The 10,713-nt window shown below is 54.7% G+C and carries 9 protein-coding genes; all 9 read right to left on the bottom strand.

The genetic code is table 11. From position 1 onward, the window contains the following. Window positions 1-1,132 (bottom strand): prolipoprotein diacylglyceryl transferase (gene lgt, locus ACH2EM_RS02875; RefSeq protein WP_395150569.1); only part of this gene is annotated, 1,132 nt, incomplete at its 3' end. Beyond that, window positions 1,129-2,403, bottom strand: a complete 1,275-nt coding sequence (yfmH, locus tag ACH2EM_RS02870) for an EF-P 5-aminopentanol modification-associated protein YfmH (protein WP_395150568.1) — start codon at window positions 2,401-2,403, stop codon at window positions 1,129-1,131. The genes yfmH and lgt, both read right to left, overlap by 4 nt. Next, window positions 2,393-3,673, bottom strand: a complete 1,281-nt coding sequence (yfmF, locus tag ACH2EM_RS02865; RefSeq protein ID WP_395150567.1) for an EF-P 5-aminopentanol modification-associated protein YfmF — start codon at window positions 3,671-3,673, stop codon at window positions 2,393-2,395. Before yfmF ends, yfmH begins: the two co-directional genes overlap by 11 nt. 55 nt (window positions 3,674-3,728) lie before the next feature. Then, window positions 3,729-4,694, bottom strand: coding sequence for a M15 family metallopeptidase (locus ACH2EM_RS02860; protein WP_395150566.1), 966 nt, complete (start codon window positions 4,692-4,694; stop codon window positions 3,729-3,731). 285 nt (window positions 4,695-4,979) lie between these two features. Further along, complete coding sequence (locus tag ACH2EM_RS02855; RefSeq protein WP_395150565.1) at window positions 4,980-6,188, bottom strand: aspartate kinase; 1,209 nt, start codon at window positions 6,186-6,188, stop codon at window positions 4,980-4,982. 151 nt (window positions 6,189-6,339) lie between these two features. After that, window positions 6,340-7,230, bottom strand: coding sequence for a homoserine kinase (gene thrB / locus ACH2EM_RS02850; protein WP_395150564.1), 891 nt, complete (start codon window positions 7,228-7,230; stop codon window positions 6,340-6,342). A 24-nt stretch (window positions 7,231-7,254) separates the two neighbouring features. Further along, window positions 7,255-8,475 (bottom strand): homoserine dehydrogenase, encoded by a 1,221-nt coding sequence (locus ACH2EM_RS02845; RefSeq protein ID WP_395150563.1) that lies wholly within the window; start codon window positions 8,473-8,475, stop codon window positions 7,255-7,257. An 80-nt stretch (window positions 8,476-8,555) separates the two neighbouring features. Next, on the bottom strand, window positions 8,556-8,984 hold the full coding sequence (locus ACH2EM_RS02840) for an amino acid-binding protein (RefSeq protein WP_395150562.1): 429 nt from the start codon (window positions 8,982-8,984) through the stop codon (window positions 8,556-8,558). Window positions 8,985-9,196: 212 nt separating this feature from the next. Further along, a partial coding sequence (locus ACH2EM_RS02835) for a penicillin-binding transpeptidase domain-containing protein (protein WP_395150561.1) occupies window positions 9,197-10,713 on the bottom strand: 1,517 nt, incomplete at its 5' end.

Here is a 10,713-nt window from a genome sequence, read left to right as displayed (position 1 = left end):
CCTGGTTTGCCAGCTGCGCAAAGCGATTGTCCTCCTGCCGCACACTTTCCATCATTTCGGCAGCCATTTCCATGTGCTGGGCCACAAAGGCTTCGCCATCGAACGCTTTCAGTTCCGCCTGAGCTGCCGCAAACTGGCTATGGCTTGCATTGGCGGGCAGACTCTGGGTAAGGGGCAGCTCCGGCAAAGCAATGCCCGCTGCCTTCAACTTCTTTTCGTGAGCCTGTACTGCCTGGCTTAAACGCTGCCGGGCTTGCTGGGCTGCGGGGAGTTCCACCATCAGCTGAACGCCCTTGCTGCGGCGCAGCGCCAGCACAAATACCACAGCTGCAACCACTACGCTGACCAGAGCCAGCAGCTGGCTTACCCGCAAACCGCCCACCGGCAGCATCAGCGAGTCGGTGCGCAGGCCCTCAATCCAAAAACGGCCCGCACCATACCACATAACATACAGCAAGGCCAGCTGGCCATGAAATTTGCGCTTCTTCATCTGCCACAGCAGCAGTCCCAGGCCTGCCAGGCACCAGAGACTTTCGTACAAAAAGGTAGGATGCACCGGCGCAGAGGGGTCTACAAAAACACCTTGCTGTGCCAGCACTGTTTGCTGGCTGGCCAGATAGCGGGCAGTTTGGGCACTGTACATACCCCAGGGCAAGGTGGTGTTGCAGCCAAATGCTTCCTGGTTAAAAAAGTTACCCCACCGGCCAATGCACTGACCAATAAAAAAGCCAATACCAACCAGGTCAAAGGTGGGCAGCAAGGGCAATTTGCGCCATTTACAGGCCAGCGCACCAAAAACAGCCGCACCAATTACCCCGCCGTAGATGGCAAGCCCGCCCTGACGGATGTCCAGCATGGCGGCAAAGCTTTCGTATGGAACAGGCGAAAAAATAACATAATAGGCTCTGGCGCAGATTACGGCGCACACGGTGCCCACCATGACCACATCCATCAGCCGGTCTGCGTCCAGACCAAAATCCGGAGCCAGCCAGAGGGCCGTCAGCACCGCCAAAAACAGGCCTGTGGCAATGAGAATGCCGTACCAATACACCGGGAAACTGCCAATGGAAAACGCCACCCGGTTGATGTTAAGTTCCAGGCCAATGGCCGGAAAGCTCACTACTTCGCTCATTCTTCCGTTTCCTCCTTGGGCCAGATGATGACGGTACTGCTGCGCTGAGGGTCCAGCATGGTTTGCAGGGCGTGATCCACCTCCTGCTTGGTGACGCTTGCCAGCGCCTCGATTTCCTCGTTCAGGCTGCGCTGATGGAAAAAGCTGCTGGCCAGGGCTGTGGCGGTATCCTCGATATTTTCCAGATTTTGCAGCATCTCGCCGTAGGTCTGGTTTTTACACAGGGTGAAAATTTCTTCATCCACCCCATTCTGCCGCAGCTCCCCAATGCGTTCCAACAGCATGGAGCGCACCCGCTCCGGCTGGGAGGTTTCGCCGGTAAACAAAAAGCAGCAGCAGCCCTCCAGCATCATAAATTCGCCCCCAAAGCCGGGGTTCACCAGGCCCTCATCGTAGAGGGTGCGGTAAAACTCCGTCATGCCGCCACAAATCAGCTCGGTGAGCATATCGCAGATAACCTCTGCCTTTGCACTCTCCATGGGAACTTCTTTAAAACCAATGCCCAGGCAGGGCTTTGCCAGCTGCATGGAAAATTCCATTCGCTGCCGGGCCACCGTGTTGGGCTCCTGGGGCAGAATACGCTTTACCTGGGCAGGTTTTGCAGGCAGTTTGGCCCGGCTGCAGGCTTCCAGCACCTGCTGGGTGGTCACATTGCCTGCAACGGCCAGCACCATGTTACCCGGATTGTAAAACGCCCTGCAGCAGGCGTACAGCATATCGGGGGTAATCTGCGCAATGCTTTCCACCGTGCCCGCAATGTCGTTGCGGATGGGGTGGTTGTGATACAAACAGCCAAACAGTGCGGTAATCATCCGCCAGTCGGGGCTGTCGTCGTACATTTTGATTTCCTGGCCAATGATGCCCTGCTCTTTTTGAATGGTCTGCTGGGTAAAGTAGGGTTCATTCACCATGCTCAGCAAAATGTCCAGGCTTTCGTCCACCTGCTGGGTAGCGGTGAACAGGTAGCAGGTTTTATCAAAGCTGGTGTATGCGTTGGCGTTTGCACCGGTTTGTGCAAACTTGGCAAAGGCATCGCCATCTTCGCTTTCAAACATCTTGTGTTCCAGAAAATGGGCTACACCGGCAGGCAGCCGAATGTGCTCTCCATCCACGGAAAACTCCAAATCCACCGACCCAAACCGGGTGCCATAAATGGCATGAACCCCGCTGAACTGGGGCATGGGACGCACCAGTACGGTCAGACCGTTCTCCAGCTGGATGTGGTCACAGGCAATGGCGGCATGCACCGCTTTCATGGCTTCACTCTGCATGGGTGCTTTCCTCCTTTTTGGTTACCAGATAGCTTACCGACAGGGTAAACCCTGCCAGCACCTGCTGCACCTGCTCCGCCGTAACGGCCAGCAACTGCTGGGCTGCCTGCTGGGGCGTTTGCACCCCTACCCCTCGCAGAATTTCGCCATAGTACCAATTTTCCAGACTGGAAAGGCTGTCGCCCACGCTGGTAAGGCCAGACAGCAGGCTGCGGCGACAGTTTTCCAGTTCTTGTGGCTGAATGGGGCCTTCTACCAACTGCCGAAGCTCCTGCAAGATAGCCTCCTGGGCCTTTTGGGCATTGGCCGGTTCAATGCCGCTGTCCACCATCATCATAGCTGTAGTAGAAACAAAGCGGCTGCCACAGTAGTAGCACAGGCTTTGCTTTTCCCGTACATTTAAAAACAGTCGGCTGCTGGAGCTGCCACCAAACAGGCTCATGGCCAGGCGGAAGGCATTCAGCTGGGCCACATCCACGCAGCGGCCCCAGGTAAACAGCATGCAAAGCTTGGCCTGCACCAGGTCCATCTCCTCCCGGAACTGGGCAGGCTGCTGGGCTGGCTGAAAGGTGTTGCCCGGCAGCTGGGCAGGAGTGCGCTGCAATCCTGCCAGGCTTTCTTGCAGCATGGTGCGCACCACCTGCTCCTCTGCGCCCAGACAGAATACATCAATTTGAGCCTGCTGCAAAATCTCCCAGTAAGCCTGGGTGAGGGTTTGGGGGGTAACTTTGGGCAGGTCTGCCAGATAGCCGTCCCGCTCTACCCCGGCAGGGCTGTCGCCATAAAATTTGCGGCGAGCCTGGCGCACACAATACAGCCGTTTATCGTTAATTTCGCTTTCCAGCTGGCGGGCCAGTGTGTCCTTTTCCACGGTGACAGCCTCGCTGCTGAAACAGTCGTTTTCAAAATAGGGGCGGAAGGCCACACCAAACAGGATGGAGGCGTACTCCGCACTGAGATTTTCTCCCGCCAGGGCATACTGATCCTGAATGCCGGAGATGGAAATACTCAGCACCCGCTCTGCCCCCTGCATGGTGGTATCCACCGAAAGGGCGGCGCCGTACAAACGGGCCAGTTTGCGGGAAAGCTGGGTCATGTCCGGGCAGTCACGGTAACCACGCTCCAGCACCAAAGGCAGCAATGCATGGTCGGTGGCTTTGGCCCGGCTTGCGGGAAACCGCAGGTGCAGCGAGATGCGGCACCGGTGGAATTTTTCGGCCGGGAGCAGATTCAAATGCACTCCCGGAGCAATGAGTTCACGATGTAACATCGGTTCTCCTTTACAATTTTGGGATTTTTTATAAGGTACACACCTTAAAAGCCGCTTACAGCTGGTTGATGTTCTGGTCCAGATATTCTTCCAGACACAAGCCGCTGGCAGCAATGGCCTTGGCATTTTCTACCCCTACATAGCGGAAATGCCAAGGCTCGTAGATAATGCCGGTAATGGCCTGCTTACCTTCGGGATAACGGAGGATGAAGCCGTATTCCGGTGCGTGTTCTGCCAGCCATTTGCCCGCATCGGTACGGCCAAAGGCGCTATCCAGGGTTTGGTGCTTGGGTGTTACAATATCCGCTGCAAGGCCAGAGTTGTGCTCGGAATACCCGGGCACAGCTACCTCTGTTTTAGCCTTATCGTATGCTTCCTGCTGCGCGTAGCCCTTATCCAGCCATTCCTGCTGCTCTGCATTGAACAGCTGGGTCTGGTACTCCACACTGCGGTAGCCGGAGCAGAGCAGCAGCTCCACCCCATCGGCAGCGGCAGCTTGTTTCATGGCAATATAAGCATCTGCCGCCACGGTGGCCAGCTCTTTGCCGTTGCTGCTCTCTGCTACCTTTGTTTCCAGGGTATCTTCCCAGCCTTCGGGCAGGGCCACATTGTTGTTAATCAGGGTAAGCAGCCAATCGGATGAATCCACCGTATGGGCAGCAGTGGTTGTGTTTTGGTCGGGCTGCTGAGTGCTCTCCGGCTGAGAACTGCTGGCCTGGGAGCTGCTTGCCTGAGAACTGCTGGATTGACTGCTAGCCGAGCCAGAAACGCTTGCCGAAGGGCTGGGTGTTGCACTGGCCGATTGGCTTGCCAGAGAGCTGCTGCCAGCAGAATTACCCTTTCCACCAGTAACAGCCTGCACCAGCTTGGTGGCCCCAAATACAACGAGTGCCAGCAACGCAATGCATAAAACAGCAAAAATGATTCGGTTGCGGCGAATTTCTCTGCGCCGTTTGGCACGGGCTGCGGCCCGGCGGCGCAATTCCGCCTGGGTGAGGGGGCGATTGGGGCGATTTTCCATAAACAAAAACACTCCTTATTTGATAAAACGATATTTTTTTGCAGCAGGTTTTGCCGCTCCAGCGCTCCGCTTAGCTTTTATCGGGGCTTGTCTTGTTGGTGGGCAGTGCGCTGTTTTGTGCATTAAAATTACGGCTTTCTCAACAGAACCGTTATCGCTTATTATAACACAAGAAATCGCTGTGGTCACCTACCCAGCCAGGATTCCTGCCATTTCTCCCGGTTTATTCCACAAAAACAAAGGCCCAAAGCTGGCAACTGCCGCCTTTGGGCCTTTGAAACTTGTTTAGTGAATGAATGCGTCGTGCACAGCTGCTACGGCACGGTCGGCATCCTTGTCATCAATGAGAACGCTCACCTTGATTTCACTGGTGGAAATCATGTGAATGTTTACATTTGCCTCATACAGTGCTTCAAACATACGGCTTGCCACACCGGAATTGCTCTTCATGCCAGCACCCACCATGGACACCTTGGCATAGCCGGTGTTCATGAGGATTTCATCGCCGCCAAACCGATGGCGGTTTTCCTCCAGCACACGCATTGCGGTTTCGGCATCGCTCAAAGGCACGCTGAAAATAAGGTCTTTATTTTTGCCGCGGCCAATGCTTTGGAGAATGATGTCCACATTGATGTTTTTCTGGGCAAGAGCACCAAACACCCGGAAGGAGGTGCCCGGAACATCCGGCACATTCAAGATAGAAATAACGGCAACATCCGTATCCTTTGCAACACCCTTAATGAGCATACCTTCCATATCGTTTGTAACCTCCTTCACAATCGTACCCGGTACAGGGTTCAGGCTGGAGAGCACTTCCAGCTCCACACCGTATTTTTTTGCCAGCTCTACACTGCGGTTGTTCAGAACCTGTGCACCGGCACTGGCCAGCTCCAGCATTTCATCAAAGGTAATTTCGCTGAGCTTTTTGGCTTTGGGAATATGCCGGGGATCGGCGGTGTAAACGCCCTCCACATCGGTAAAAATCTGGCAGCGATCTGCATGAAGTGCTGCCGCCAGAGCCACTGCGCTGGTATCGCTGCCGCCACGGCCCAGGGTGGTGATGTCCTCGGTGCGGTTCAAGCCCTGGAAGCCTGCCACCACAACCACACGGTTACGGGCCAGTTCGCTTTCCACCCGCTCGCTGTCCAGCCGGGTAATGCGGGCACGGGTATAGGCACGGTCGGTGTGGAATCCAGCCTGCCAGCCTGTAAGACTAATGGCCGACACGCCCAGTTCGCTAAGTGCCATTGCCAGCAGCGAAATGGAAATCTGTTCGCCAGTAGCCAACAGCATATCCATCTCTCGCTGAGACGGGCTGCTGGTAATTTCAGCGGCCTTTTGAATTAAATCATCGGTGGTATCGCCCTGAGCAGAAACAACTACCACCACATCATTGCCTGCGTTGCGGGTATCCGCCACGATGCGAGCCACATTAAAGATGCGGTCACGATTTGCCACCGAGCTGCCCCCGAATTTTTGTACAATCAACGCCATCTGATACTCAACTCCCTCTCTCCCAATGCACCGCCCTGCCCCGCTGCCTGTTGCAGCTTGATGGCTTAGGCGGCATCCGTTGGTCAGTTTGCAGCATGAGCCGGGGTCAAACACCACCCCACTGCTCTCGTACCGCAAACACTTCTGTCCTTTATTCTACCACGGCACCGATGTTATCCGCAAGCATACGCCGCAAAGAAAACGCCATGGTTTCCGGCTGTTCCATTAAGGCTTGCTCGGCCCGTTCAAAAAATTCGGTGTCATCCCGATGAACTACCGCCATAATGGTGGGCCCTGCGCCGGAAAGATACACCGCATAGGCCCCTAAATCGTTTGCAATTTCAAACACCCGCTCTCCCCCAGGAATCAGCGGCAGACGGTATTTTTGGTGCAGTGCATCCTTGGTTGCCACCCGCAAAAGCTCATAGTCTCCATCGCAGAATGCAGCGGTGGCCAGTGCTGCCCGGGACAGATTGTATATTGCCTCCTGCCGGGTAATTGTATCCGGCAGGGCAGCCCGTGCCTTTTCGGTCAGCAGCCGAAAATTGGGGATGAATGCGGCAAACGCCAGGGAAGGGTCAATTTCCTTGCGGACACTGTACACCTGACCTTCGTCAAACACGCTGGTAACAAAGCCGCCCAAAATGGCAGGAGCCACATTATCTGGGTGGCCCTCAATGGAGGTTGCCAGGGTGAGCATCTGCCGCCGTGTGAGCACATTGCCCAGCAAGGCATTGGCCCCCATAACACCTGCCACAATGCAGGCAGAGCTGGAGCCCAGCCCCCGTGCCATGGGAATAGGGTTTTCCTGGCGGACACGCAGCCCCTTCATGGGTCTGCCCAGCTGATCGTACACCGCCTTTGCGGAACGATAAATCAAATTGGAACTGCCGGTGGGAATCAGAGACCCGTCCGTAGATTGAATGTCCAAACCATCCCATTCTTCCATTGTGATGGTGTTGTGCAGCGAAACTGCCAACCCCAGCGCATCAAACCCAGCGCCCACATTGGCACTGGTAGCAGGTACCCGTACCTTAATCATAGTTCTATGCCCTCCTGTTTGGTTTCATTCCAGGCAGCGCAGCACCAGAGCAACCTTGCCGCCCAGTGCCTGTACCTGTCGGTTGGCTTGTTCCAGGGCTTGCGCTGTAATGTTTTCGGTCAGGTAGCTGCATTGAACACCTTCGTCCAGCACCAGTTCCCCCTCCCCGTACAAGCGGGGCATCATGGAAGCAGCCAAGCCCTGCACTCGGATGTAGCAAGCAAAGGAACCTTCTTCGCCAGCGATAGGCTGCTGGCTTTGTTCCGGTTGCCAGAAAAGCAGATTGTGCACAGCTTCTTTCTGCTGCAAGGCCAAAATCAAGTCTGCCACCACGGCGCTTGCGGTAGCCAGCTTGCCGGCACCCTGGCCGTAGAACATCACATCCCCTGCCATTTCTCCGGTAACCATCACACCGTTGTACACATCGTTCACCTGGCCCAGCTGGCTGGCCAGGGGCACCAGCATGGGTTCTACCGCTGCGTTGAGCTGGTCTTCCTGCTGTTTTGCCCAGGCAATCAGCTTGATGGCGCAGCCCAATTGGCGGGCTGCTTTCATGTCCGAAGCCTCTATGACACGAATGCCCCTGGCCTGGATGCGCCCAGGGCGGATTTGGCTGCCAAACGCAAGGCTTGCCAGGATGGCAATTTTTCGGCAAGCATCCCGACCGTCCACATCGTCCGATGGATCAACTGCTTCGGCATATCCCATCTGCTGGGCCAATGCCAGCGCCTGGTCAAATTCCATCTCCAACCGTTCCATCCGGCCCAGCATAAAATTGGTGGTGCCATTTAAGATGCCCTGAATCCGCTGGATACGCCCTGCTGCCAAGCTCTGAAACATAGGGGTAAGAATCGGAGTGCCACCGCCCACGCTGGCTTCAAACAAAAAGGCCGCATCCTTTTGTTTTGCCAGCTCCAGCAGTTCTGCACCATACTCTGCTACCAACTCTTTATTGCTGGTAACCACGCTTCGCCCGCTGGCCAGCGCCTGTTTTACATAGGGGTAAGCGGCCTGGGTTCCGCCCATGCACTCTACCACCAAATCAATGGATTCATCTTGCAGGATATCTTCCATCCGCTGCACAAACAGGTGTTCCAGGGGATGGGTGCGCTTGCTGCGCACCAAAATGGCTCCGATTTCCAACGGCTGGCCTGCACGGGCAGCCAACAACGCTGCATTGGCCTGCAAAATTTCTGCCACGCCGCTGCCCACAGTACCAAACCCCAGGATTGCTATCTTTGCCACAATATACGCCTCCTTTTAAAGTAGATGCCGATGAAACCGGCTTTGTGTCGCCTTGTTATAATTTTGCTGCAGCGTTTGCCTTATACGCCCTGGTGAATATGTACCACCATAGGTTGCAGACTCAGCCGGGCAAACATCTCCCCCAGGCTCATCTTCAGGGTATCGGTACGCACGGTGAGTTCTACCTTCGCTGCACCATTTTCTGGCGTTGCCTGGGTGATGGTCACCACACTGCCCCCTGCCTCAGAAATGCCTGCCAATAAAGCCTGGAGAGCACCTGTCTCGTCACGGAGAACAGCTTGTACCGTAACAATCTGCTGACTGCTGCGGGCATCAAACACACAGTCTTTGTATTTGTAGAAGGCGCTGCGCGAAAGATCCACCGCGCGAGCAGCGGCCGAAATATTGCGGGCCGCACCGCTGGCCAAAAGCTCTTTGGCCTTTAAAACTTTTAAAAACACTTCTGGTAGCACTTCCGCATCTACCAGCAAAAAATGCCGCTTCGTCATTTTGTTCTCCCCTCACACACAAGTGTTTTCCTCTGTATCGTTAGTGTACTACTTTATTGTAGCAAAATGCAAGCTTTCCTTGTATTTTTGGTTACCTTCTTATTTATTTCTTTGTGAATTAATAAATTTTTTAGCTATATTTTACACAAAACAAGCAAAAAACAGCGATGGCGCCAATAGCAGCCATCGCTGTTTTTTACAGAGTCATTTTATTAGGGGTGCAGCGCACAATGCCCCGGCATATTATCGCTGGTATAATAACCGGTCTGCCGGCTGGGACAGTTCGCCCCTGCCAACTCGCCGCTTTCGGTGCAAAATGCAGCGGTACGCACATCCTCGCTGGTGGGGAACGCCTTATACTCCAAACCTTCCTGTACGGTTTCCATATAGCGTTTCCAAACCTTTTGAATGTCCTTTGCGTTTTTAATCCCCATGGAATACATATCATACGGGGTATCATAGCCCCACCACATACTGGTTACATAGTAAGGGGTCAGGCCCACAAAGGTAAAGTCCTTGTTATCGCTGGTGGTACCGGTTTTTGCAGCAGCTTCCATCTTACCGCTGGGCTTCATTCCGCCAGCGGTACCGCCACTGCCCAGAACACCTTGCAGCAGCCGGTTCATAATAACGGAGGTGCTTTCCTGAATGGCCTGCGTGTGCACAATGTTGAGGGTATTGTCAATCAGCACCTCACCAGTAGCCGCCCGTTCCACACGGGTATACAGATGGGGGGTTACATACTCGCCTCCGTTGCCAAACATCTGGTAGGCACCTGCCAGTTCCATGGGTGTTGCACCTTCCTGCTGGCTGCCCAGTACAATGGGTGCCAAAGATGCATCATTGGGGGTAAGGTGGTTCATGCCCAGGGTATCCTTGGCAAAGCTGTACATAGTATCCGCACCTACCAGCTGGCCCACCTGCACCGCAATGGTGTTAAGGGACTGGGCAATGGCATAATTAATATTCACCGTCCGCTCGCCGTGGCCGGTATTGGTGTTATAGTTGGAGGGCCAATCACGCCAGATGCCAGGGTTAGCTGCCACTTCAGGCGCATTCAGCGCAAAGAGCTTTTCCTTATACTGGGGATAGGCAGACTCGTAGTTCTTTTTGAGCAGATAGCCAACACCCTGGTCCACCAGATTGGTGGAGTAGTTAATCCAGCCCATATCCACACCCAGTGCGTAGGCGGCAATGGGTTTCATGGTGGAGCCGGTCTGCTTGGCCACATCCACTGCACGGTTCAGGCTAAGACTGGTGGTTTTTTCGCCTAAACCGCCAACCAACGCCTTAACGGCACCTTCGTAGTCCATGGTAACCACACCCACCTGGGTATGAACTTTTTTGTAATAGTATACAGTGCCATCGTTGCTCTGGGTCGTTTTCAGAGTTCCATCCTCATTGAGCACCACATTCTCCTCCTGCATGGCATCGTCTACGCTCTTGGAGCCCAGTTCATATTCCTGCTCCCGCCAGCCCCAGGCGATGGCGTCGTCCCGGTTGAGCATGAGGGTTTCCAGCTCACTTTGCATATAGGGGTCTACGGTAGCATAAATGCGCAAGCCACCGTCGTAAATTTCGTTGTGAGCTTCCTGCTCGGTATAACCCAGTTCCTCCACCAGCTGCTTTTTCAGCGTGGTGTATACGGCATCGGTAAAGTAGGAGCTAATGCCGCTTGCATTTACCGTATCCTGGGTTTCCTCCACCAGGGTCAGGGGGGTATTGATAG

Origin of the sequence: uncultured Allofournierella sp., assembly GCA_944382705.1 — a bacterium.
Lineage (GTDB): Bacteria > Bacillota > Clostridia > Oscillospirales > Ruminococcaceae > Allofournierella.
The sequence above is the reverse complement of the archived record's forward strand: the minus strand, read 5'-3'. Positions and strand labels throughout refer to the sequence as shown.